General features: G+C 62.3%; 21 protein-coding genes. 12 read left to right on the top strand and 9 right to left on the bottom strand.

Annotation, left to right across the window (positions count from 1 at the left end):
* Positions 1 to 29: 29 nt before the first annotated feature.
* Positions 30 to 551 (top strand): nitroreductase family protein, encoded by a 522-nt coding sequence (locus tag ACMV8A_RS09110; RefSeq protein ID WP_495325459.1) that lies wholly within the window; start codon positions 30 to 32, stop codon positions 549 to 551.
* A gap of 47 nt (positions 552 to 598) precedes the next feature.
* Here the strand turns inward: ACMV8A_RS09110 and ACMV8A_RS09105 are convergent, their stop codons facing one another.
* From ACMV8A_RS09105 to sucC, 4 genes are all read right to left on the bottom strand, one after another.
* On the bottom strand, positions 599 to 937 hold the full coding sequence (locus ACMV8A_RS09105) for a P-II family nitrogen regulator (protein ID WP_127477851.1): 339 nt from the start codon (positions 935 to 937) through the stop codon (positions 599 to 601).
* 61 nt (positions 938 to 998) lie between these two features.
* Complete coding sequence (locus ACMV8A_RS09100; protein WP_495325458.1) at positions 999 to 2,621, bottom strand: NAD+ synthase; 1,623 nt, start codon at positions 2,619 to 2,621, stop codon at positions 999 to 1,001.
* Between the two features lie 16 nt (positions 2,622 to 2,637).
* The gene (sucD, locus tag ACMV8A_RS09095) at positions 2,638 to 3,507 is read right to left on the bottom strand and encodes a succinate--CoA ligase subunit alpha (RefSeq protein ID WP_495325457.1); all 870 of its coding nucleotides are present in this window, start codon (positions 3,505 to 3,507) and stop codon (positions 2,638 to 2,640) included.
* The gene (gene sucC, locus ACMV8A_RS09090) at positions 3,508 to 4,674 is read right to left on the bottom strand and encodes an ADP-forming succinate--CoA ligase subunit beta (RefSeq protein WP_495325456.1); all 1,167 of its coding nucleotides are present in this window, start codon (positions 4,672 to 4,674) and stop codon (positions 3,508 to 3,510) included.
* A gap of 161 nt (positions 4,675 to 4,835) precedes the next feature.
* Between sucC and ACMV8A_RS09085 the strand changes: the two genes are divergently transcribed.
* The 10 genes from ACMV8A_RS09085 to ACMV8A_RS09040 all read left to right on the top strand — a co-directional run bounded on the left by ACMV8A_RS09085 (position 4,836) and on the right by ACMV8A_RS09040 (position 14,526).
* The gene (locus ACMV8A_RS09085; RefSeq protein WP_495325455.1) at positions 4,836 to 5,066 is read left to right on the top strand and encodes a PP0621 family protein; all 231 of its coding nucleotides are present in this window, start codon (positions 4,836 to 4,838) and stop codon (positions 5,064 to 5,066) included.
* Positions 5,067 to 5,070: 4 nt separating this feature from the next.
* Positions 5,071 to 6,693, top strand: coding sequence for a sensor histidine kinase (locus ACMV8A_RS09080; RefSeq protein WP_495325454.1), 1,623 nt, complete (start codon positions 5,071 to 5,073; stop codon positions 6,691 to 6,693).
* Entirely contained in the window at positions 6,690 to 8,081 is a 1,392-nt protein-coding gene (locus tag ACMV8A_RS09075) for a sigma-54-dependent transcriptional regulator (RefSeq protein WP_495325453.1), read from the top strand. Before ACMV8A_RS09080 ends, ACMV8A_RS09075 begins: the two co-directional genes overlap by 4 nt.
* Positions 8,082 to 8,352: 271 nt before the next feature.
* Positions 8,353 to 8,784 carry a pilin gene (locus tag ACMV8A_RS09070; protein ID WP_495325452.1) on the top strand — a complete coding sequence of 144 codons (432 nt, stop codon included), beginning with the start codon at positions 8,353 to 8,355 and terminating at the stop codon, positions 8,782 to 8,784.
* Between the two features lie 303 nt (positions 8,785 to 9,087).
* Positions 9,088 to 10,800: a type IV-A pilus assembly ATPase PilB gene (gene pilB / locus ACMV8A_RS09065; RefSeq protein ID WP_495325451.1), complete on the top strand. Its 1,713-nt coding sequence runs from the start codon at positions 9,088 to 9,090 to the stop codon at positions 10,798 to 10,800.
* Between the two features lie 2 nt (positions 10,801 to 10,802).
* Positions 10,803 to 12,035, top strand: a complete 1,233-nt coding sequence (locus ACMV8A_RS09060; RefSeq protein ID WP_495325450.1) for a type II secretion system F family protein — start codon at positions 10,803 to 10,805, stop codon at positions 12,033 to 12,035.
* Positions 12,036 to 12,048: 13 nt separating this feature from the next.
* Positions 12,049 to 12,921, top strand: a complete 873-nt coding sequence (locus tag ACMV8A_RS09055) for a prepilin peptidase (RefSeq protein ID WP_495325449.1) — start codon at positions 12,049 to 12,051, stop codon at positions 12,919 to 12,921.
* Between the two features lie 2 nt (positions 12,922 to 12,923).
* Positions 12,924 to 13,523, top strand: coding sequence for a dephospho-CoA kinase (gene coaE, locus ACMV8A_RS09050; RefSeq protein ID WP_495325448.1), 600 nt, complete (start codon positions 12,924 to 12,926; stop codon positions 13,521 to 13,523).
* A 38-nt stretch (positions 13,524 to 13,561) separates the two neighbouring features.
* Entirely contained in the window at positions 13,562 to 14,329 is a 768-nt protein-coding gene (gene zapD, locus ACMV8A_RS09045) for a cell division protein ZapD (RefSeq protein WP_495325447.1), read from the top strand.
* On the top strand, positions 14,326 to 14,526 hold the full coding sequence (locus ACMV8A_RS09040; protein WP_495325446.1) for a DNA gyrase inhibitor YacG: 201 nt from the start codon (positions 14,326 to 14,328) through the stop codon (positions 14,524 to 14,526). The genes zapD and ACMV8A_RS09040 overlap by 4 nt, the downstream gene beginning before the upstream one ends.
* Before the next feature lie 78 nt (positions 14,527 to 14,604).
* On the opposite strand, the gene ACMV8A_RS09035 is transcribed toward ACMV8A_RS09040, so the two are convergent.
* From ACMV8A_RS09035 to ACMV8A_RS09020, 4 genes are all read right to left on the bottom strand, one after another.
* A complete protein-coding gene (locus ACMV8A_RS09035) occupies positions 14,605 to 15,534 on the bottom strand; it encodes a Nudix family hydrolase (protein WP_495325445.1) in 930 nt (309 codons plus the stop codon).
* A 14-nt stretch (positions 15,535 to 15,548) separates the two neighbouring features.
* Positions 15,549 to 16,763, bottom strand: a complete 1,215-nt coding sequence (gene argJ / locus ACMV8A_RS09030) for a bifunctional glutamate N-acetyltransferase/amino-acid acetyltransferase ArgJ (RefSeq protein WP_495325444.1) — start codon at positions 16,761 to 16,763, stop codon at positions 15,549 to 15,551.
* Positions 16,764 to 16,777: 14 nt separating this feature from the next.
* A complete protein-coding gene (gene secA / locus ACMV8A_RS09025) occupies positions 16,778 to 19,468 on the bottom strand; it encodes a preprotein translocase subunit SecA (RefSeq protein ID WP_495325443.1) in 2,691 nt (896 codons plus the stop codon).
* A gap of 160 nt (positions 19,469 to 19,628) precedes the next feature.
* Positions 19,629 to 20,552: a M23 family metallopeptidase gene (locus tag ACMV8A_RS09020; protein WP_495325442.1), complete on the bottom strand. Its 924-nt coding sequence runs from the start codon at positions 20,550 to 20,552 to the stop codon at positions 19,629 to 19,631.
* A gap of 72 nt (positions 20,553 to 20,624) precedes the next feature.
* Between ACMV8A_RS09020 and ACMV8A_RS09015 the strand changes: the two genes are divergently transcribed.
* Complete coding sequence (locus tag ACMV8A_RS09015) at positions 20,625 to 21,071, top strand: DUF721 domain-containing protein (RefSeq protein WP_495325441.1); 447 nt, start codon at positions 20,625 to 20,627, stop codon at positions 21,069 to 21,071.
* Here ACMV8A_RS09015 and lpxC read toward each other — a convergent pair.
* The gene (lpxC, locus tag ACMV8A_RS09010; RefSeq protein WP_495325440.1) at positions 21,068 to 21,979 is read right to left on the bottom strand and encodes a UDP-3-O-acyl-N-acetylglucosamine deacetylase; all 912 of its coding nucleotides are present in this window, start codon (positions 21,977 to 21,979) and stop codon (positions 21,068 to 21,070) included. The genes ACMV8A_RS09015 and lpxC overlap by 4 nt on opposite strands.
* Between the last annotated feature and the right edge of the window lie 43 nt (positions 21,980 to 22,022).

The following is a 22,022-nucleotide window of genomic DNA, read 5'->3' as shown; positions in this document are numbered from 1 at the left end:
GGGAACAACAACAAGAGGAGGCAACAGCGATGTGGGACTTCTTCGAAACCGTGCGCCACCGTCACTCGGTGCGCAAATTCCGCAGCGACATGGCCGTGGAGCCGGGAAAGCTGCACGCCATCCTGGAAATGGCCTGCGCCGCCCCCTCCGCCGGTGATTTGCAGTCCTACCACATCGACGTGGTCACCGACGCGACCCTGCGCCGTGCGCTGGTGGATGCCGCCGCCGGCCAGGGCTTCATCGCCGAGGCACCGGTAACCCTGGTGTTCAGTAGCCACGGCGAACGCGCCGCCGCCAAGTACGGCGAACGCGGCCGCCAGCTGTACGCCCTGCAGGACGCCACCATCGCAGCCACCTACGCCCAGCTCGCCGCTGCCGCCGCCGGCCTCGGCTCCACCTGGGTCGGCCAGTTCGACGAGGCCGCGGTTACCCGCCTGCTCAAACTCGACCCGGGCCTGCAGCCCATCGCCCTGCTCACCGTCGGCTACCCGGCCGAACTGCCCGAACCGACCCCGCGCCGCCACCTCACCGAGGTAGTGACCCAGCACTGAACACCCGCGCCGCAAAGGACATAGCGTCCTTTGCGGCGAGAAGCCTGTCAAACCGCGTCCGGGCCTTCCTCGCCGGTGCGGATGCGTACCACACGTTCGACGCTGGTGACGAAGATCTTGCCGTCGCCGATCTTGCCGGTACGCGCTGCCTTGGTGATGGCCTCGATGCAAGGCTCCACCTGATCGTCGTTGACCACCAGCTCAATCTTCACCTTGGGCAGAAAATCCACCACGTATTCGGCACCGCGGTACAGCTCGGTGTGCCCCTTCTGCCGACCGAAGCCCTTCACCTCGGTGGCGGTCATGCCAGCCACGCCGATGTCGGACAGGGCCTCACGCACGTCGTCCAACTTGAACGGCTTGATGATCGCTTCAACTTTTTTCATGTTTTTCTCCCTTATGCAGGAGCGGCTCTGCCGCGCTCCTTACAGGCCTGTCAAACCACTGTCACTTGCCAAATCCCGAGGTGATCGGATAACGCCGATCCCGGCCGAACGCCCGCCGCGTGATGCGCACCCCCGGCGCCGCCTGGCGCCGCTTGTACTCGTTGCGATCCACCAGGCGGATGACGCGGCGCACGGTGGCCTCATCGTAACCGGCGGCGGCAATATCCTCCAGACACTGATCCAGTTCCACATAGCGTTCCAGGATCGCATCGAGGACATCATAGGGCGGTAGTGAATCGGTATCCTTCTGATCCGGCGCCAGTTCCGCCGAAGGCGGCCGATCGATGACACGCTGCGGGATCACGGGGCTGAGGGTATTGCGATATGCGGCCAGGCGGAACACCAGGGTCTTGGGCACGTCCTTCAACACATCGAAGCCGCCGGCCATGTCACCGTACAGCGTGGCGTAGCCCACCGCCATTTCGCTCTTGTTGCCGGTGGTGAGCACGATCTTGCGCTTCTTGTTGGAGATGGCCATCAGCAGCACGCCACGACAGCGCGCCTGCAGATTCTCCTCCGTGGTGTCCGGCGTGGTGCCGGCAAACTCCTCGCGCAGGCTGTCGAGAAAGGCATTGAACAAGGGCTCGATGGTGATGACGCGATAGTCCACACCGAGGATATGCGCCTCTGCCGCCGCGTCCTCCACGCTCATATCGGCGGTATAGCGCGACGGCATCATCACCGCCTCCACCCGTGCTGCGCCGATGGCATCCACCGCCACCGCCAGGGTCAGCGCCGAGTCGATACCACCGGACAGGCCGAGCACCACACCACGAAAGCCGTTCTTTTCGATGTAGTCGCGCACGCCGCACACCAGCGCACCGTACACACTGGCCTCGATGGATTGCACCGGCTCCACGGCCGCGGGCAGCGGGCGCACCGCCTCGTCGCTCACCTCGAATTCGGCCAGCCACATTCCTTCCTGCCAGGCCGGGGCGCGCAAGATGACTTCCCCCATTTCGTCCATCACGAAGGACTCGCCGTCGAACACCAGCTCGTCCTGGCCGCCCACCTGATTGACGTAGACCAGGGGCACGCCGTTCTCGCTGATGCGTGCGCGCACCACTTCTTCGCGCTCGCGCCCCTTGTTGATGTGGAACGGCGAGGCATTGAGATTGAGGATCAGCCGTGCCCCGGCGGCCACCGCCTGGGCCACCGGCCCCGGATGCCACACGTCCTCGCAGATGGTGATGCCGACAGAGACGCCATTAATGGCCACCAGGCACGGCTCGTTGCCGGCGGCGAAATAGCGCTTCTCGTCGAACACGGAATAATTGGGCAGGTGCTGCTTGTGATAACAGCCGAGCAGCTGGCCATCGCGCAGCGCCACCGCCGCATTGAACAACCCGCCGGCGGCCTGCTGCGGCAGACCGAACACCAGCGTAATACCACTCACCCGCCGCCTCACCTCCTCCAGCGCGCGCAGCACGCGCACGTGCAGGCCGGGACGCAACAGCAGGTCCTCCGGCGGATAGCCGGTCAGGCACAGCTCGGGAAACAGCACCGCAGCGGCATGCAACTCATCGCGCGCCCGCTCCGCCACGGCGATGATGCGCGCGGCATTGCCATCGATGTCGCCGACCAGTGGATTGATCTGCGCCAGCGCGATGCGGAGGGTGGTCATAACAACAAATCCAGCGCTACTTCAACACCGCCGCCATGCGCGCGCCCATCTCCGCCGGCGAACGCACCACATGCACACCCGCCGCTTCCAGGGCGGCGAATTTCTCTTCCGCCGTGCCCTTGCCGCCGGCGATGATGGCGCCGGCGTGACCCATGCGCTTGCCCTTGGGCGCGGTGACGCCGGCGATGTAGGCCACCACCGGCTTGCTGACGTGCTTCTTGATGAAGGCCGCGGCCTCTTCCTCCGCCGTGCCACCGATCTCGCCCACCATGATGATGCCCTCGGTCTGCGGGTCGTTCTCGAACAGGCACAGCACGTCGATGAAGTTCATGCCGTGGATCGGGTCACCGCCGATGCCGACGCAGGTGGACTGGCCGAGGCCGGCAGCGGTGGTCTGGTGCACCGCCTCGTAGGTCAACGTGCCCGAGCGGGACACGATGCCGATCTTGCCCTTCTTATGAATGGCGCCCGGCATGATGCCGATCTTGCACTCGCCCGGGGTGATGACGCCGGGGCAATTGGGGCCGATGAGGCGTGCCTCGGTGTTCTTCAGCGCCGCCTTCACCTTCAGCATGTCCAGCACCGGAATACCCTCGGTGATGCAGGCGATCACCTCGATGCCGGCGTCGGCGGCCTCCAGGATCGCGTCGGCGGCGAACGGCGCCGGCACGTAGATCATGGTGGCATTGGCGCCGGTCTCGCGCACCGCATCATGTACTGTATTGAATACCGGGCGGTCCAGATGTTTCGTGCCGCCCTTGCCCGGCGTCACGCCGCCGACCAGGTTGGTGCCGTAGGCGATGGCCTGCTCGGAGTGGAAGGTGCCCTGCTTGCCGGTGTAGCCCTGGCAGATCACGCGGGTGTCCTTGTCGATCAAGATGGCCATTTATGCACCTCGCACCGCGGCCACGACCTTCTGTGCCGCGCCGGTCAAATCATCGGCCGCCGTGATGGCCAGCCCGCTCTCGGCCAGCATCTTGCGGCCCAGTTCCACGTTGGTCCCTTCCAGGCGCACCACCACCGGGATGTGGATGCCCACCTCGCGCACCGCCTTGATGATGCCCTCGGCGATGAGGTCGCAGCGCACGATGCCGCCGAAGATGTTCACCAGGATCGCCTTCACCTTGGCGTCGGACAGGATCAGCTTGAACGCCTCCGCCACCTTGTCGGCATTGGTGCCGCCGCCTACGTCGAGGAAGTTGGCGGGCTCACCGCCGTGCAGCTTGATCAGGTCCATGGTGGCCATGGCCAGTCCGGCGCCGTTCACCATACAGCCGATGCTGCCGTCCAGGCGCACGTAGTTGAGACCGTGCTGCTGGGCGCGGTACTCGCGCTCGTCTTCCTGCGAGGCATCGCGCAACTCACACAGCGCCGGCTGGCGATAGAGGGCGTTTTCGTCCAGATTGAGTTTGCCATCCAGCGCCATCAGGCGGCCGTCTCCGGTCACCACCAGCGGGTTGATCTCCAGCAATGAGGCGTCGCATTCGGTGAACAGGCGGTACAGCCCGGACATGATCACGCCAAGCTGTTTGATCTGGTCGCCTTCGAGGCCGAGGCCGAAGGCCACCTGGCGGCACTGATAGGGCTGCAGCCCCGCCACCGGCTCCACCGCCACGGTGAGGATCTTCTCTGGCGTCCTGGCCGCCACCTCTTCGATGTCCATGCCGCCGGCGCTGGAGGCCATGAACACCACGCGCTGACGCGCGCGGTCCACCACCATGCCCAGGTACAGCTCGCGGGCGATGTCGCAGGTGGGCTCGATCAATACCTGGTTTACCGGCTGGCCCTCCGGCCCGCTCTGATGGGTCACCAGGCGGCTGCCGAGCAGACCGTTGACCGCCTGCTGCACTGCCTCGGCGCCATCCGCCAGCTTGACGCCACCGGCCTTGCCGCGGCCGCCGGCATGCACCTGGGCCTTCACCACCCAGCGCGCACCACCCACTGCCTGCATGGCGCGCTCGGCCTCGCCGACACTGGCCACCACCCGCCCCTGCGGCACCGCAATGCCATAGCGGGCAAACAATTCTTTTGCCTGGTATTCGTGCAGATTCATGCGTGGTCTATCCCGGGGAATTGGGGAAAGCGGCTATTGTGGAGGAAATGCGCCCAAGTTGGAACGCCGCCCAGGTGCTCGCCTGTTGTCGTTCCCGTGCGGAACGTGGGAACCGTAAACAATTTTGCTAAGATGCCCCATCGCCATTCCCGGTAGCCGTCATGAATCTGATCCGCCTCCTCGTCATCGCCGCCGTCATCTGGCTGGCCTTCGTACTGTTCAAACGCTGGCTGGCAGGCAAGAACCAGCCCCGCTCCGGCTCCGCGTCGCGGTCACAGGAACGCATGGTCAAATGCGCCTATTGCGGCGTGCACGTGCCCGAATCGCAGGCGCTGCGCAGCGGTGACCAGACCTTCTGCAGCCCGGAGCACCGCGACGCCCAGCGCCCGTGAACCGATGGCCAGCCCCCTGCTGAACAGCCCCGCGGCCACCGGCGACGAAGCGGAGCGCCTGCATGACAGCGTGCACTGGACGCCCCTGGGCTATTTCGCCATCTATCGCCTGCTGCTCACCGGACTGCTGGTCATCCTGCACCTGTTGGGGTGGACCCCGGAACCCTTCGGCAGCCTCGCCCCCACCCTGTACACCAGTGTCATCTATATCTATCTGGCCGCCGCCTTCCTCGCCGGCATGGCCGTGCGTACCCGCCTGCTGCCATTCAACACCCTGGTGGATCTGCACACCTTCACCGATATCGTCTGCATCACCCTCTTGATGCACGCCAGCGGTGGCATCGGCAGCGGCCTGGGCATGCTGCTGGTGGTCAGCGTCGCCGTGGCCGGCATGCTCAGCGTCGGCCGTACCGCCATCCTGTTCGCCGCCCTGGCCTCCCTCGCCGTCCTGGTGGAGCAGAGCTTTCTCCTGCTCACCGCGCCGGCCCACATCGCGCGCGAGGCCATCAGCTATCCCCAGGCCGGCATGCTGGGCGCGACCCTGTTCGCCACCGCCGCCCTGGCCCACACCCTGGCGCGGCGCATCCGCGCCAGCGAAAAACTGGCGCGCCAGCGCGGCATCGACCTGGCCAACATGGCCCAGCTCACCGACTACGTCATTCAACACATGCAGACCGGCGTGCTGGTCACCGATGCCGCCGGCCAGATCCGCCTCATCAACGCCACCGCCCGCCAGTTGCTCGGGCTGGGCACCCGTCCGGTCGCCGGCGATCCGCTGGAGCGCGTGATGCCGGCACTGCAAAGGCAGTTACAGGCCTGGCGCACCGGCGAGCGGCAGGATGCGGACCTGCTGGAGGTGACCCAGAGCGGACTGAAGGTGCTGCCCCATTTCATGCCCATCGGCAGCGGCGCGGACAATCTGATCTTTCTGGAGGATGCCAGCGGTGCCAGCCAGCAGGCCCAGCAACTCAAGCTGGCCTCCCTGGGCCGCCTCACTGCCAGCATCGCCCATGAAATCCGCAACCCGCTGGGAGCCATCAGCCATGCCGGCGAGCTGCTGGAAGAGTCGCCGGCGCTGGAGACCGCCGACAAGCGGCTGCTGCGCATCATTCTGGAACAGTCCAAACGCATCAACGCCATCATCGAAAGCGTGCTGCACCTGGGACGGCGCGAACGTGCGCGCCCGGAGCCCATCGAACTGGCGCCCTGGCTGCAGCGCTTCGTGGAGGAGTTCCAGCGCCACGCCACCTGCCAGCCGGGGGATATCCGTCTGGTAGTGGTGGATGACAAGATCACCGCACAGTTTGACCCGGTACAGCTGCACCAGATCGTCTGGAACCTCACCCTGAATGGCCTGCGCCACGCCGCCGCCGCCCCGGCGCCCAAGGTGGAGCTGCACGCCGGCCGCAATGGCGACGATACCTGGCTGGATGTGCGCGACCACGGCCCCGGTATCCCGCCAGAAGTGGCCGAACACCTGTTCGAACCCTTCTTCACCACTGAGGGCAAGGGCACCGGCCTCGGCCTCTACCTGGCGCGGGAACTGGCCGAGAGCAACCGTGCCCGCCTGCTGTGCCTGCCGCCGCCTGACGGCGGCGCCCGCTTCCGGCTACTATTTGCCCGATGAGCAAACCGACCCGCCCCAGCGCCCTGGTAGTCGATGACGAGCCGGACATCCGCGAGCTGCTCGACCTGACCCTCGCCCGCATGGGCGTGGACACCTGTACTGCCGCCAACCTGGCCGAAGCCAAACGCCTGCTGGACCAGCGCCCGTTCCAGTTCTGTCTCACCGACATGCGCCTGCCCGACGGCGACGGCATCGACCTGGTGCGCCATATCCAGCGTGAACACCCCGCCCTGCCGGTGGCGGTCATCACCGCCCACGGCAGCATGCCCACCGCCATCGAGGCCCTCAAGGCCGGGGCCTTCGATTTCGTCACCAAACCGGTAGAGCTGCAGGTGCTGCGTGAGCTGGTACACACAGCGCTGCGCGTCTCCGCCCAGTCTGCCCCCCAGGCCAGCGACCCCACTCGCCTGGAACTGCTGGGCGACTCACCGCCGATGCAGGCGGTACGCGCCACCATCACCAAGCTGGCGCGCAGCCAGGCCCCGGTCTACATCAGCGGCGAATCGGGCACCGGCAAGGAGCTGGCCGCACGCATGATCCACGCCCAGGGTCCGCGCGCCGAGGCCCCCTTCGTCCCGGTCAACTGCGGCGCCATCCCCACCGAACTGATGGAAAGCGAGCTGTTCGGCCACAAGAAAGGCAGCTTCACCGGCGCCGTCAGCGACAAGGAAGGCCTGTTCCAGACCGCCCATGGCGGCACCCTGTTCCTCGACGAGGTGGCCGACCTGCCGCTGCACATGCAGGTCAAGCTGCTGCGCGCCATCCAGGAAAAGGCCGTGCGTCCGGTGGGCGCCCAGCAGGAAACCCACATCGACGTGCGCATCCTCTCCGCCACCCACAAGGACCTCGGCGCCCTGGTGCGCGAGGGATGCTTCCGCGAAGACCTGTATTACCGCATCAACGTCATCGAACTGCGCCTGCCGGCCCTGCGTGAGCGCCCGGAAGACATACCCCAGCTGGTGGAGCGCATGCTGCAACGCCTCGCCGGCGCCTGGCATTGCCCCCTGCCCCGGCTGGAACCGGACGCACTGCAAGCCCTCCAGTGCTACCCCTTCCCCGGCAACGTGCGTGAACTGGAAAACATCCTGGAACGGGCCATGACCCTGTGCGAGGACAACACCATCCGCGCCGCAGACCTGCGCCTGCCCGCTCCGCGCCCCGCACCCGCAACCGTTGCCTCCGAGCCGCCAGCCCGCGGGAATCCGGCTCTGCCGGGGGATACCCCGTCATCCCCCCAGCCCCTGGACCCACTGCTCGACGCCATCGAAAAAGAAACCATCCTCAAGGCCCTGGAGCAGACCCGCTACAACAAGACCGCCGCCGCCAAACTGCTCGGCATCTCCTTCCGCGTCCTGCGCTACCGCCTGCAGAAACTGGGATTGGGCTGATGGGTACCGCCCCCCGCTTTGCCGAACACAGCATCCCCACCCATGTCGCTCCTTGACCGCATACCCGCCATCAAAGTGACAATAATCGTCACTTTATGACAAATGGCGTCAACCCCGCTTTTATCCCGGCGCTGCCCGAGGCTCAAACACCCGCAAACCTGCGAACCCAGTCACACTTTCCCCGCTTGTAGCGCTGGCACGCAGAATGCTTAAATAATCGCGGAGTTATTCATCCCACATTCGGGAAGTTGTTCCACAAAAGGAGAGAATCATGCAGAAGCAAGCCGGCTTTACCCTTATCGAACTGATGATCGTGGTCGCAATCATCGGCATCCTGGCCGCTGTGGCCATCCCTGCCTACCAGGACTACACCGTACGTGCCCGCGTTACTGAGGGCCTGAGCATGGCTGCCGCCGCCAAGACCACGGTCTCTGAAAACGCCTCTGCCGGCAATGCCAGCCTGACCGCCGGCTGGACGGCACCGACGGCAACCGCCAATGTTACGTCTGTGGCCGTAGATGCCGGTAATGGCGAGATTACCATCACCTACACCGCCTCTGCTGGTGGTGGCACCATTATCATGACCCCGACCTCCGGTGGTGCCGCACTTGTGGCGGGCACCATCCCGACTGATGCAATCGCTTGGGATTGCACCGGTGGTTCGCTGGTTGCTAAATACCGTCCGTCCAACTGCCGCCCGTAACTCAGGGCTGTTGTTCGAGGAAGAGACCGCTTAGGCGGTCTCTTCCTTTAGGTTTGCAGGGTCAGTGTCATTTGACTGGCTGACCTATAGCAAGGTAAGGGTGGGAGACTTCGGTTTCCCGCCCTTTTCTTTGTATAAAGAATTACAGTTCACTTCCTCGGTTATGGCCTGCCACTTGCTCCCATCCCACACCATCCGAGGACTCAGTCACAAGCTGGCTAAACGATCCTCCTTCCGGTAGAAATGCCATCAATAAGTTGTGCTAAAGTAACGCGGTTCCTCATATAACTGGTTACCTAACCCATGGCCACGACCACAAGTAAACTGCCCATGAGCGGCGTCGCCCGGCGCTTGGTGCGTGATGGCCTGCTTTCCGAGGCGGATGGCGAAAAGGCCTTTGAGCAGGCCACCAAAAAACGCATTCCATTCGTCAGCTATCTCGTCGAGCAGCGCTTGGTTAATGCTCGAGACATTGCCACAGCGAGCGCCCATGAGTTCGGCGTGCCATTGGTCGATATCACCGCCCTGGACATCGACCCGGATGTCATAAAGCTGGTGGAAGAAAAACTGGTGCGCACGCACCGCGCGCTACCCCTGTTCAAGCGCGGCAACCGTCTGTTCGTCGCCGTGTCCGACCCCACCAACCTGGCGGCCCTGGACGAAATCAAATTCCATGTCGGCATGAATACCGAGGCCATCCTGGCCGAGGAGGACAAGCTTAGCCGCATCATCGAAAAGGCTCTGGAGTCTGCCGACACCGGCCTCTCTGAACTGTCCGACGCCGATCTGGAGGGACTGGAGATATCCTCCGAAGAGGAGGAGGCCGGCGGCGATGTGGGTTCTGAGGCCGACGACACCCCGGTGGTGCGCTTCGTCAACAAGGTACTGCTCGACGCCATCAACCGCGGTGCCTCCGATATCCACTTCGAGCCCTATGAAAAGTTCTACCGCGTGCGCTTCCGCCAGGACGGTATGCTGCGCGAAATCACCAACCCGCCCATCGCCCTGGCCTCGAAAATTTCCGCCCGTATCAAGGTCATGTCCCGCCTGGATATCTCCGAGCGCCGTATACCGCAGGACGGCCGCATCAAGCTGACCATTTCCAAGAGCCGCGCCATCGACTTCCGCGTCAGCACCTGCCCAACCCTGTGGGGCGAGAAGATCGTGATGCGTATTCTCGATCCCTCCAGCGCCAAGCTGGGTATCGACGTGCTGGGCTATGAGCCGGAACAGAAGCAGGCCTATCTGGACGCGCTCAACCGCCCCTACGGCATGATTCTGGTAACCGGTCCAACCGGTTCCGGTAAGACCGTATCGCTCTATACCGGCCTCAACATCCTCAACACGGCGGAGCGCAACATCTCCACCGCCGAAGACCCGGCGGAAATCAACCTGCCCGGCATCAATCAGGTCAACGTCAATCCCAAGGTGGGCCTGACCTTCGCCGCCGCCCTGCGCGCCTTCCTGCGCCAGGATCCCGATATCGTGATGGTGGGTGAAATCCGCGACCTGGAAACCGGTGAAATCGCCATCAAGGCCGCCCAAACCGGTCACCTCGTCCTCTCCACCCTGCACACCAACGATGCCCCCCAGACCATCACCCGCCTGGCCAATATGGGCATTCCTGCCTATAACGTCGCCTCGGCGCTGTTGCTGATCATTGCCCAGCGCCTGGCGCGGCGGTTGTGCAACAACTGCAAGACGGTGGACGATGTGCCGCGTGCCGTGCTGCTCGAAGAAGGCTTCACTGAAGAAGATTTGGCCAAGGGGGTGACCCTATACAAGGCCGTCGGCTGCGATCAGTGTAACCTGGGCTACAAGGGCCGTACCGGTATCTATCAGGTCATGCCCATCTCCGAGGCCATGCAAAAGTGCATCCTGGAAGGCGCCAACGCCATGGAGATTGCCGCGCAGGCGAAACGTGAAGGCATCAACGACCTGCGCCGCTCCGGCCTGCTCAAGGCCATGGCCGGCCTCACCAGCCTGGAAGAAATCAACCGCGTGACGAAGGACTAAACATGGCGAGCAAGGACAAGGAACCACTGCGCAAAACCGATACCTATATCTGGGAAGGACTCGACAAGCGCAATACACGTGTCAAGGGCGAACTGCAGGCCGCCAACGATAATATGGCCAGGGCAGAACTGCGCCGGCAGGGCATCAACCCGCTCAAGGTGCGCAAGAAACCCAAGCCGCTATTCGCTGCCGGTAAAAAGAAAATTGTCCCCAAGGACATCGCGATCTTTTCGCGCCAGCTTGCCACCATGATGTCTTCCGGCGTACCGCTGGTACAGGCCTTCGAGATTATCGGCCGCGGCCATGAAAATCCGTCGATGCGCGATCTTGTGTTGGCCATCAAAGCCGATGTGGAAGGCGGTGTGGCACTTGCAGAAGCGCTTCGCAAACACCCAAATCAGTTCGACACGTTGACCTGCAACTTGGTACACGCTGGTGAGCAGGCAGGTATTCTTGATTCTCTCCTAGACAAAATAGCTACATATAAGGAGAAAACTGAGGCGATTAAAGCGAAGATTAAAAAAGCAATGTTTTATCCAACAGCCGTTATGGTTGTGGCCTTTGTTATCACCGCGATCCTGTTGATATTCGTTATCCCCCAATTCAAATCGATGTTTTCTAACTTTGGAGCCGACCTTCCCGCTCTGACCTTGATGGTTGTCGCAATGTCAGAGTTCTTTGTTGAGTGGTGGTGGGCAATTTTTGGTGGGCTCGGCTTGTTTGGCTATGCCATTGGACAGGCGAAAAAACGATCCCAGCGTTTCAACGAGTCGTTGCAGCGCCTCGCACTTAAATTACCAGTGGTGGGCGATATTCTGACCAAGGCAGCAATTGCGCGCTACTCCAGAACACTCTCCACCATGTTTTCTGCTGGCGTACCACTCGTCGAAGCAATGGAGTCCGTAGCTGGCGCTGTAGGTAACGTAGTCTATGGAAATGCCGTTCTCAAAATGCGCGATGAAGTAGCAGGTGGTCAATCACTGAATGTTGCGATGACCCAGGCTGGCGTCTTCCCCAACATGGTCTGCCAGATGGTCGCCATCGGTGAGGAAGCCGGCTCCATCGATACCATGCTCTCCAAGGTGGCCGATTTCTATGAAGAGGAAGTTGATAATGCCGTGGATGCCATGAGCAGCCTGATGGAACCTCTTATCATGGCTGTACTCGGCGTACTCATCGGTGGTTTGGTCGTCGCCATGTACCTGCCAATCTTCAAGATGGGCCAAGTTGTCTAACGGCTTATCTGGCATGACTGATTCGCTGATTATCGCCATGGCGGAGCCGCTGCTGCTTGCCCCTGTCGCGCTGGTAGTGGGGCTGGTGGTCGGCAGCTTCCTCAATGTAGTGATCTACCGCCTGCCGGTCATGATGGAGCGCGGCTGGCGCCGCGATTGTGATGTGCTGGCCGGCAAGGAGACTGCGCCTGGCGAACGTTTCGACCTGGTGCTGCCCCGATCGCGCTGCCCGCACTGCGGCCACATGGTGAGCGCCCTCGACAACATCCCTGTCCTCAGCTATCTGCTGTTGCGGGGACGCTGCCGTGCCTGTGGTGCCCACATATCACTGCGCTATCCGCTGGTGGAGATGCTGACCGCCATCCTGACGATGGTGACGGTGCTGCACTTTGGCCTTACCTGGCAGGCACTGTTTGCCGTGTTGCTGACCTGGGCGCTGATTGCCCTCAGCTTCATCGACTTCGACAAGCAGCTATTGCCCGACAGCATCACCCTGCCGATGCTCTGGCTGGGCCTGCTGCTCAGTCTGTTCCATCTGTACACCGACGCGCATGCCAGCATCGTCGGCGCAGTGGCCGGCTATCTATCGCTGTGGTCTATCTATCATCTGTTTCGCCTGCTCACCGGCAAGGAAGGCATGGGCTATGGCGACTTCAAGCTGTTCGCCCTGTTCGGCGCCTGGCTCGGCTGGCAGAGTCTGCCGCTGATCATTCTGCTCTCGTCGGCCGTCGGGGCCGTCATCGGCCTCAGCCTGATCTTGTTCCGCGGCCGCGACCGCAACATCCCCATCCCTTTCGGCCCCTATCTGGCCATCGCCGGCTGGATTGCCCTGCTGTGGGGTGAGCAGCTGACCGCCTGGTACCTGCGCGCCGCCCTACCGGCCTGACCATGCTGCGCATCGGCCTCACCGGCGGCATCGGCAGCGGCAAGAGCACGGTGGCCGAACTGTTCGCCGTGCGTGGCGTCCCCGTCATCGATACCGATCGCCTCGCCCACGAGTTGACGGCCCCGGGCACCGAAGCGACAAAACGCATAGCTGACCTATTCGGTCCTGAAGTCATGGCGGCAGGCGACATGCTTGACCGCTCCCGCCTGCGCCGAATCGTGTTCGCCGATCCCGCCAAGCGCAAGCAACTGGAAGATATTCTGCACCCCCTCATCCGCAGCCGGACCCTGGAACTGATGGCCCAGGCGCATGGTCCCTATTGCATCGTGGTGGTACCGCTCCTGCTCGAAACGGGATGGCAATCCCTGGTGGACCGTGTTCTGGTCGTCGACGCCCCGCCGGAGCTGCAGGTCAGCCGCACCCGGCAGCGCGACGGGCGCCCGGCCGAAGAGGTCCATGCTATAATTGCCGCGCAGATTTCTCGGGAAAAGCGACTGGCTGCTGCCGACGACATCGTGGTCAATGATGCCGGTCCGGAACAACTGGCAGGCCAGGTGGAACAACTGCACCGCAAATACCTGCAGCTTGCCGCAGCGTCGTAGCTTGTAGGCTGCATACCGCGCCCATTTGATAACGCACCGTGCAAAAATACATCACATACGAACATCCCCTGAACGAGCGTGTGCGGACCCTGCTGCGTCTGGAATTCCTGTTTCGCCAGATCAAGCACTTCATGTCCGGCAGCACCGTCTGGGATGCCCGTGCCGTACTCGGCAATGTGATGGATATCCTGACCGTATTCAGTCGCGGCGATCTCAAGACGGAACTGATCAAGGAACTGGAGCGCAATGCGGTCAACCTCGGCCGCCTGACCGAGAAGAGCGGTGTTGATCACACGCAGCTGAAAAACATCCTGCACTGGCTCAACAAGCTGCGCGGCCTGCTGCACGACATGGAAGGCCAACTGGGCCAGGAGCTGCGCGACAACGAATTTCTCAACGCCATCCGCCAACGCAGCAGCATCCCCGGCGGCACCTGCGATTTTGATCTGCCGCTTTACCACCAGTGGCTGCACCAGCCGCACGAACAGCGCCACGCCGATCTCGAACGTTGGTTGGGATCACTGGATACGGTGCGCCAATCAGTGGAACTGATTCTGAAACTTATCCGCAACAGCGCCGAACCCTCCACGGCGGTAGCAGAGAGCGGTGTCTACCAGCATGCCCTCGACCCCGCTGTCCCCTTCCAGTTGGTGCGCATCGGACTACAGGCGGAACTGCCCTACTACGCCGAAGTCAGTGGCGGCAAACATCGCTTCGCCATCCGTTTCCTGCAGCCCTACCCCAATGAGCGGCCCAAGCAGGCAAGCGAGGATGTATCCTTCCGCCTGACCTGCTGTGCGCTATGAACCAGACTGTCATCAAATGCCCGACCTGCGGCAAGCCGGTACGCTGGGTGGCAGAGGAACGCTGGCGGCCATTCTGCAGCGAGCGTTGCCGCCTGATCGATCTCGGCGCCTGGGCCGATGGTAGTCACGCCATCCCTGCCGAACCCGCCGAATTCACGCAACTGCAGGTGCAGGATGAAGACGGCGTTGCACACTGACTAGCGCCCCGCTCGCGGGGGAGGAACTACGACGCGTTTTTTGCGATGGGTTCTAGCTTTGCTACCACTAGCGGCCACTCACCACAAGCCGCGTATCGCCGCCACGCCCTGCCCACCATGCCGCCATGCCGTCGGGATATCCTCTGCCGTCATGCCGCCCAAGGCATAGACCGGGATGCAACACTCATCGGTCCATTGGGCGAACCGCTCCCAGCCTAGCGGTATGGTTTCCGGATGGCTCTGCGTCGCCTGCACCGGCGACAGCAATGCGAAATCGGCAGCAATGGCGCCGGCATGTGCCAGTTCCTCGGCCGTATGACATGAGGCCCCCACCAGCATGTCCGCGGGCAATGCCGGGCGCTGGTCAACGCGCATCAGGGCCTTGCTGCTCAATTGAACACCGTCCATACCGAGCGCCAGTGCCAACTCTGGTGCGCCATTCAACAGTACGCGCGCCCCATGGCGACGGCACAGCTCGCGTACCTTTGGTGTCAGCTGGTGCAGCTCTGCACTGGCTAACTGTTTGGCACGCAGTTGTACCAAGCGGACTCCGCGCCGCAGGCTATGTTCCAGATGAGCAAGAAAGCTCGGCCAGTCGTCCGGGCCACCCGGCTCCGGCGTAATGAGGTAACGATCGGGCAGACGCAAGGCCGCAATGATCGGCCGGTTGGGAGGAGGAAACTCGTAATCGGAAAGTGCGCCGACCGTCACCCAGCGCAGCGCCTGTCCCTCGCGGCCATGGACATGACCGGCGAAGTCGTCGACACGCCACACATCGAGCAGCACCTGACGATCAGGATAGCGATGAGGGATACGGATCAGCGGACGAGCCTGCAGAACGTCGATCCCCAACTCTTCATGCAGTTCCCGCCCCAGGGCAGCCAGCACATCTTCGCCGGCTTCGACCTTGCCGCCGGGAAATTCCCACCGCCCGCCTTGATGGACATGGAGCGGACGGCGGGTGATGAGGACCAGCCCCTCCTGGTTGACGATGGCTGCGACAGCCACATGAATAGTCGGGATCAGGAGCGGTACTCGGCGTTGATGCGGACGTAGTCGTAGGAGAAGTCGCAGGTCCATACCCGCGCCGCCGCGCCGCCGCGCCGCAGATCGACACGGATGGTGATTTCGGCCTGCGCCATCACCGCCGCACCACGCTCCTCGGTGTAATCGGCGGCCCGGCCGCCATCACGCACGATGCAGACATCGCCCAGGTGGATCGTAATCGCATCGAGATCCAGATCCGTTACCCCTGCGCGCCCCACCGCCGCCAGGATACGGCCCCAGTTGGGGTCCGATGCGAAAAACGCGGTCTTTACCAAAGGTGAGTGCGCGATGGTAAACGCCACCTGCTCACACTCCTGCACCTTTCGGCCATTGACCACGTCGATGGTGATCAGCTTGGTGGCGCCTTCGCCATCGCGCACAATGGCCTGCGCCAAAAACTCGCACACCTCGGTCACCGCCTGACTGAGCGCGGCAAAGTCAGTGGAACCAGCGGCCACGGCTACGCCGGAGGCGCCGCTCGCTACCAGCATGCAGGCATCATTGGTGGAGGTATCACCATCGACGGTGATGCGGTTGAACGAACTGCGCACAGCACCATCGAGCACCTGTTGCAGAACCGACTGTTCCACCTTGGCGTCGGTGGCGATATAGGACAGCATGGTGGCCATGTCGGGGCGAATCATGCCAGAACCCTTGGCGATCCCTGTGATGACGATTTCACCGCCGCTGAGTGCAAGCCGGCGCGAACACCCCTTGGGGACGGTGTCGGTGGTCATGATGCCGTGCGCCGCATCCACCCAGTTGTCTTCGCCCAAGCCGGCGAGGGCCTGCGGCAATACGGCCGTGATCTTCGCCAGCGGCAAGGGCTCACCGATCACGCCGGTGGAGAACGGCAGTACCTGAGCGCCGTCGCAACCGGCGAGTTGAGCCAGTGCGGCGCAACTCTGCTGCGCGTCGGCCAAACCCTGCCTACCGGTGCCAGCATTGGCATTGCCGGTATTGACCAGGAAATAGCGCGGCGCCGCTGCGGCCAGATGCTGCTTGGCCACCGTCACCGGGGCCGCACAAAAGGCATTGCGGGTAAACATGCCGGCGCACGTGGCGCCCGCGGCCAATTCCATCACTACCACATCACGCCGGCCCGGCTTCTTGATGCCGGCCGAGGCGATGCCGATGCGAAAACCGCGCACCGGCAACAATTGGGGCAAACCCTCGAAACCCACGGCCATGATTTGTTCCTTGTTTATTCCATACGCCCGTGACACTGCTTGTATTTCTTGCCCGAACCACAAGGACAAGGCTCATTGCGCCCCACCTTGCGGCCGTCGCGCACAAACGGCTTGACCGAGTCTTCACCGGATGCTGAATCATCCTGCAAGGCCGATACTGCGGCATGCTGATATTCCATCGGCACTTGGCTGCGGCGCTGCTGCTCCACGGCCTCCACATCGGCTTCGGCGCGCACCTGTACCTTGCTCAACACGGTGACGACTTCCTGCTTGATGCGCTCCAGCATCTGGTTGAACAGTGCGAAAGCCTCGCGCTTGTACTCCTGCTTGGGATTCTTCTGTGCGTAGCCACGCAGATGAATGCCCTGACGCAGATAATCCATCGCCGCCAGGTGTTCCTTCCAATGACTGTCCAGCGTCTGCAGCATCACGGCCTTCTCGAAATGGCGCAGCACGGCGGCGCCCGCCTGCTCTTCCTTGGCCGCATAGAGCTTCTCCGCCTCATCAATGATGCGTTGCCGCAGCGTCTCTTCATGCAGATTGGCGTCGGCGGCGAGCCAGCCGGAAATATCGAACTTCAGCCCGAAGTCATGCTCCAGCGCGGCCTCCAGTCCCGGCACGTCCCACATCTCATCCAGGCTCTGCGGCGGGATATAGGCGTTGATGGCCTCATTGAGCACATCGTTGCGCAGCACATTGATCGTCGCCGAGATGTCCTCGGCGGCCATCAGTTCATTGCGCTGCTCGTAGATCACCTTGCGCTGATCGTTGGCAACATCGTCATATTCGAGCAACTGCTTGCGAATATCGAAATTGTGTCCCTCGACCTTGCGCTGCGCATTTTCAATCGCCTTGCTCACCCAGGGGTGCTCGATGGCCTCGCCCTGCTGCATGCCCAGGCGCTGCATCAGGGCCCCGACACGATCGGAAGCGAAGATGCGCATCAGGTTGTCCTGTAGCGACAGGTAGAAGCGGGTGGAGCCGGGATCACCCTGGCGACCGGAACGGCCACGCAGCTGGTTATCGATGCGGCGAGACTCATGCCGCTCGGTGCCGATAATGTGCAGCCCCCCTGCCGCAACCACCGCCTCGTGCCGCTTGTTCCATGCCTCGCGCGCTGCCTGCCGCGCGGCGTCGTCCCCCAGGGCTTCGAGTTCCGTCTGCAGATTGCCGCCCAATACGATGTCGGTACCACGACCAGCCATATTGGTGGCGATAGTCACGGCGCCAGGACGGCCCGCCTGAGCCACGATCTCCGCTTCGCGTTCATGCTGTTTGGCATTGAGCACTTCGTGCTTGATGCCACTCGCCTTGAGCTGGCGCGACAGCATCTCGGAGGCTTCAATGGATGTGGTACCCACCAGAATCGGCTGCCCGGCGGCATGCCGCTCCTTGATGTCCTGAATGATGGCGGCAAATTTTTCCTCGACCGTGAGGAAAATCAGGTCGCCGAAATCTTCTCGCACCATCGGTCGATGGGTGGGAATGACGACAACCTCCAAGCCGTAGATTTGCTGAAACTCGAACGCCTCGGTATCTGCCGTACCGGTCATGCCAGACAGCTTGTCGTAGAGACGGAAATAGTTCTGGAACGTAATGGAGGCGAGGGTCTGATTTTCGTTCTGGACGCGCACCCCTTCCTTGGCCTCGACCGCCTGGTGCAGGCCGTCGGACCAACGTCGGCCCGGCATGGTACGGCCGGTAAACTCATCCACGATGACGATCTGGCCGTCCTTGACGATGTAATCCACATCGCGCTGATAAAGGGCGTGGGCCCGCAGCGCGGCATTGAGGTGATGCATCAGACCGATGTTGGCCGCATCGTACAGGCTCTCCCCCTCGGCCAGTAGTCCGTTGGCGGACATCAACTCCTCCACATGCTGGTGCCCCTCCTCGGTGAGGTACACCTGGCGTGCCTTTTCATCGACGCTGTAGTCGCCACCGGCGCCCTCTTCGAGCTGGCGCTGCAGCTTGGGAATCAGGGCATTGATCTGCTTATAGCGCGCGGAACTGTCTTCCGCCGGACCGGAGATAATCAGCGGTGTACGCGCCTCATCGATCAGGATCGAGTCCACTTCGTCGACGATGGCAAAATTCAGTTCGCGCTGCACCTTCTCCGCCACGCTGAAGGCCATGTTGTCGCGCAGATAGTCGAAGCCAAACTCATTGTTGGTGCCATAGGTGATGTCGGCAGCATAAGCGGCGCGCTTGTCTTCATGTGACATGTTGCCGACGATGACGCCGGTGGTCATGCCGAGAAATGCATACAGCTTGCCCATCCAGCCGGCGTCGCGGCTGGCCAGATAATCGTTCACCGTGATGACATGCACGCCCTTGCCGGGCAGCGCATTGAGATAGGCCGCCAGCGTCGCCACCAGGGTCTTGCCTTCGCCGGTACGCATCTCGGCAATCTTGCCCTGGTGCAACACCATGCCGCCGATAAGCTGCACGTCGTAATGACGCATACCCAGCACGCGCTTGCCGGCTTCGCGCACCACGGCGAAGGCCTCGGGCAGCAAATCATCCAGAGCCGTGCCCTGGGCCAGGCGCGCACGAAACTCTGCCGTTTTTCCGCGCAAGGCCTCGTCGGACAGTTGTTCCAGACCTGTCTCCAGGGCATTGATCTGAGCAACTGTCTTGCGCAACCGCTTGATTAGCCGCTCATTACGGCTGCCGAATATCTTGCTGAGAAATCTGCTGACCATAGGACCGCTTGCTTTTCTGCGTGAAAGAAATAGCGCTGATGATACCGCAAATCAGCCCGTATTTCTCACCGGCGGGAAGGCCCAAACCATGGCGCAAAGCGGAAAACGACTGTAGCGGGGAAGAGAGAATCCGGCAGCGAGGGCTGCCGGAAGACAGGGATCAGCGTACGGCCTGGACGTAGCGTGCCGGATCGACGGCGCGACCGTTACGCAGTACTTCAAAATGCACATGGGGGCCGGTAGAGCGACCGGTGGAACCCATGGTGGCCAAGGTCTGGCCCTTTTTCACGGTGTCGCCGACCTTCACCAATATGGACTTGTTGTGGCCATAGCGGGTGACATAGCCTTTGCCGTGATTGATCTCGACCAGGTTGCCGTAACCGAAACGGGTACCGGACCAGGTGACCACACCGGAGGCCACGGCAACCACCTCGGCCCCCTCCTTACCGGCAAAGTCGATGCCATTGTGATGGGCCAGACGGCCGCTGAACGGATCCGTACGGATGCCATAAGGCGAGGAGATCCAGCCGCTGCGCACCGGGCGGCCCGCCGGCAATACTTCAGCCTGCAGGTTGCGATTGAGCAGCATGGTTTCCAGCACGCTCAACTGATCGCCACGATTCTGCAGCTGCAACGACAGGTTATCCAGCAGAGCGATGAAATCGGGAACCTGCATCGATTGCTGCACGGAGGCGCTCTCGGGGCCGCCAAGGGCGGGGGGATTCTCAAAGTTAAATTCGCCGTCTTCCAGCCCCGCCATGCGGGTCAGCCGTTGCCCCATGGCATCCAGACGCATCACGTGAGCCTGCATCTGTCCCATGCGCAAGGCCAGGGCGTTGAGGTTCTCTTCAGCAGTACGTTTGGCATCATCGATGGCACGACGCTGGCTATCCAGCTCACCCTGCAAGCCACCGGCCACCAAGACGGACGTCTTGGCATCGGAAAAACCCATACGATAACCGCCGTACACTGCCAAAGCGGGAATCACCAAGAATACGGCCAGTGCCAACGCCACCATGCCGCGTCGCCCGACGCTGACACAACTGGAGCATCCGAGTTGTCTGGAGATAAATAATATATTCATCGTCCCCTATCCAGTCGCCTGAACCCCATCCTGAGCAGGGTTGTTAACGTTCAAATGTTATAGACTTGCCCCATGACCAAACCGCGCTTATTACACCTACTATTAAGTGTCGGCACGACTGCCCGGCTACTTGAACACGCGCGCCAGCTGCAATCACTCGACACACAACTGGCGGCCTGCCTCGACCCCGAGGCTGCCGCCCATACCCGGGTCGCGAATCTGAACAACGGTCGGCTGGTCATTCACACCGACTCCGCCGCGTGGGCGACGCGCCTGCGCTATCTCGTGCCACAACTGCTGCGTTGTCTGCACAAGGCGCCATCCCTCACACACCTGCAGGGCATCGATATCCGGGTTTCCCCCCTGGCGCAACCGGCCTCCCCCGTGACGCGACCGGCCATTTTATCGGCCGACAATGCCGCCCTTCTGGACAGCACCGCTGATACGCTTTCCGATCCGGGCCTGCGCAGCGCCCTCAAACGTCTGGCGCGCCGGGCGCGCAACAAACCGGCCGATTAAACCGCGACCACCGGCTGAATATAGGAGATCGGTGCCTGCTGCGGGTCATCAAAGGTCACCTGTTCCCAGGCATCCTGTTCCGCCAGCAGCTTACGCAGCAACTTATTGTTCAGTTCATGGCCGGATTTGTGGCCACTGAAGGCACCGATCAGGCTGCAGCCCAACAGGTACAGATCGCCGATGGCGTCCAGTACCTTGTGCTTGACGAACTCGTCGTCGTAGCGCAGGCCATCCTCGTTGAGTACGCGGTAATCGTCCACCACCACGGCATTGTCCAGACTGCCGCCCAAGGCCAGATTGCGGCTGCGCAGCATCTCCAGCTGGCTCATGAAGCCAAAGGTACGGGCGCGGCTCACTTCCTTGACGAAGGAGGTGGTGGAAAAATCGATACAGGAGAGCTGGCTGCGGCCGCGGAAGGCGGGATGATCGAAGTCGATCTCCATCGCTACCTTGAAGCCGTCGAACGGTTCGAACTGCACCCAGCGATCACCGTCCTCGATGCGCACGGTACGCTTGATGCGAATGAAGCGCTTGGAGGCAGCCTGCTCGACGATGCCGGCAGACTGAATGAGGAACACGAACGGGCCGGCGCTGCCGTCCATGATCGGCACTTCCGGCGCGCTCAAATCGATATAGGCGTTGTCGATACCGAGGCCGGCCAACGCCGACAGCATGTGCTCCACGGTAGAGATGCGCACATCGCCCTTGGTGAGCGTGGTGGACATGGTGGTGTCGCCCACATTCTCTGCCTTGGCCTCGATTTCAACTGGCGGATTGAGATCGACACGACGGAAAATGATACCGGCATCCACCGGGGCGGGGCGCAGGGTGAGATACACCTTTTCGCCCGTATGCAGACCCACGCCCGTAGCGCGAATGACGTTTTTCAGGGTTCTCTGCCGTATCATTTCGTTCCCAATCTGCCCAAACTTCCTGTTGCAACAAGCGGTT

The organism is Sulfurivermis sp. (assembly GCF_059410345.1).
Note: the sequence above shows the minus strand (reverse complement) of the source record. Positions and strands in the feature narration are given on the sequence as shown.

Bases quoted from the DNA above. Each gene is read 5' to 3' on its own strand.
- ACMV8A_RS09110 (WP_495325459.1), top strand. From the start codon at position 30: ATGTGGGACTTCTTCGAAACCGTGCGCCACCGTCACTCGGTGCGCAAA.
- ACMV8A_RS09105 (WP_127477851.1), bottom strand. From the start codon at position 937: ATGAAAAAAGTTGAAGCGATCATCAAGCCGTTCAAGTTGGACGACGTG.
- ACMV8A_RS09100 (WP_495325458.1), bottom strand. From the start codon at position 2,621: ATGACCACCCTCCGCATCGCGCTGGCGCAGATCAATCCACTGGTCGGC.
- sucD (WP_495325457.1), bottom strand. From the start codon at position 3,507: ATGGCCATCTTGATCGACAAGGACACCCGCGTGATCTGCCAGGGCTAC.
- sucC (WP_495325456.1), bottom strand. From the start codon at position 4,674: ATGAATCTGCACGAATACCAGGCAAAAGAATTGTTTGCCCGCTATGGC.
- ACMV8A_RS09085 (WP_495325455.1), top strand. From the start codon at position 4,836: ATGAATCTGATCCGCCTCCTCGTCATCGCCGCCGTCATCTGGCTGGCC.
- ACMV8A_RS09080 (WP_495325454.1), top strand. From the start codon at position 5,071: ATGGCCAGCCCCCTGCTGAACAGCCCCGCGGCCACCGGCGACGAAGCG.
- ACMV8A_RS09075 (WP_495325453.1), top strand. From the start codon at position 6,690: ATGAGCAAACCGACCCGCCCCAGCGCCCTGGTAGTCGATGACGAGCCG.
- ACMV8A_RS09070 (WP_495325452.1), top strand. From the start codon at position 8,353: ATGCAGAAGCAAGCCGGCTTTACCCTTATCGAACTGATGATCGTGGTC.
- pilB (WP_495325451.1), top strand. From the start codon at position 9,088: ATGGCCACGACCACAAGTAAACTGCCCATGAGCGGCGTCGCCCGGCGC.
- ACMV8A_RS09060 (WP_495325450.1), top strand. From the start codon at position 10,803: ATGGCGAGCAAGGACAAGGAACCACTGCGCAAAACCGATACCTATATC.
- ACMV8A_RS09055 (WP_495325449.1), top strand. From the start codon at position 12,049: ATGACTGATTCGCTGATTATCGCCATGGCGGAGCCGCTGCTGCTTGCC.
- coaE (WP_495325448.1), top strand. From the start codon at position 12,924: ATGCTGCGCATCGGCCTCACCGGCGGCATCGGCAGCGGCAAGAGCACG.
- ACMV8A_RS09040 (WP_495325446.1), top strand. From the start codon at position 14,326: ATGAACCAGACTGTCATCAAATGCCCGACCTGCGGCAAGCCGGTACGC.
- argJ (WP_495325444.1), bottom strand. From the start codon at position 16,763: ATGGCCGTGGGTTTCGAGGGTTTGCCCCAATTGTTGCCGGTGCGCGGT.
- secA (WP_495325443.1), bottom strand. From the start codon at position 19,468: ATGGTCAGCAGATTTCTCAGCAAGATATTCGGCAGCCGTAATGAGCGG.
- ACMV8A_RS09020 (WP_495325442.1), bottom strand. From the start codon at position 20,552: ATGAATATATTATTTATCTCCAGACAACTCGGATGCTCCAGTTGTGTC.
- ACMV8A_RS09015 (WP_495325441.1), top strand. From the start codon at position 20,625: ATGACCAAACCGCGCTTATTACACCTACTATTAAGTGTCGGCACGACT.
- lpxC (WP_495325440.1), bottom strand. From the start codon at position 21,979: ATGATACGGCAGAGAACCCTGAAAAACGTCATTCGCGCTACGGGCGTG.